The sequence below is a fragment of the Ligilactobacillus acidipiscis DSM 15836 genome (assembly GCF_001435755.1).
GTDB classification, from domain to species: Bacteria; Bacillota; Bacilli; order Lactobacillales; family Lactobacillaceae; genus Ligilactobacillus; species Ligilactobacillus acidipiscis.
This window is the reverse complement of the sequence record NZ_AZFI01000339.1, coordinates 1-650: the sequence shown is the minus strand read 5'-3', so window position 1 is coordinate 650 and position 650 is coordinate 1. Positions and strand designations below refer to the sequence as shown.

The 650-nt window shown below is 34.0% G+C and carries 2 protein-coding genes; one reads left to right on the top strand and one right to left on the bottom strand.

The genetic code is table 11. The features are described 5' to 3' along the window. Nucleotides 1-115: 115 nt before the first annotated feature. Nucleotides 116-325 (top strand): hypothetical protein, encoded by a 210-nt coding sequence (locus tag FC65_RS11015; RefSeq protein WP_082619106.1) that lies wholly within the window; start codon nucleotides 116-118, stop codon nucleotides 323-325. A gap of 3 nt (nucleotides 326-328) precedes the next feature. On the opposite strand, the gene FC65_RS11685 is transcribed toward FC65_RS11015, so the two are convergent. Next, nucleotides 329-472 (bottom strand): hypothetical protein, encoded by a 144-nt coding sequence (locus FC65_RS11685; protein WP_235803138.1) that lies wholly within the window; start codon nucleotides 470-472, stop codon nucleotides 329-331. Nucleotides 473-650 lie beyond the last annotated feature (178 nt).

Genomic DNA, 650 nt, shown 5'->3' with positions numbered 1-650 from the left:
TCATCAACACTAAAAAGTTTAGACCCGAAAACGGCAATCAAAAATGTCGGTCTTTCTACATTTTTTTGTATCATTAATTACATCAGTATTTTTAGTTTTCAAGGAGGCAACTGATGTGAGAAATGATTTAAGACAAGGAGTGCTAAAAGATATGAAAGAAAACATTAAACCAAATTACGCTGCCCTAGGAAGGCAATATAACGCAGATTATCGCACTATTAAAAAGGTAGTTGAAGAAATTGCTACCGACCAAGTCAAAACCAGGGAAGTTGTTAAAAAGCAAGCTTACTGGAGCCTTTTAAAGCAATCATCCATGATAAATTAGCGTTTAATTGCTCTGCCATGGCAATCTTTCAGCCACTAAGTCTTCGAAATATGCTGTTGCTGGTGAAACATGTAGTTGTTTTAAGACACCATAAATGACTTTGATCCGATTATTTTCCAACAGATAATTTAAAGCTTCATCATTCATCTAGACACTTCCTAATTTAAATTATCCAAGGCCTTGAATAACCTAAGCATAAAGAAAGACCGCTTCGCCGTAAATGTCCCCAAAACACGTATTTTGTGCTAATTATAGGCATTTTTGTGCCGTTTAAATATTATTCTTCATTTATTATATTGATCCTGAATTATTCATACTTTTCCCT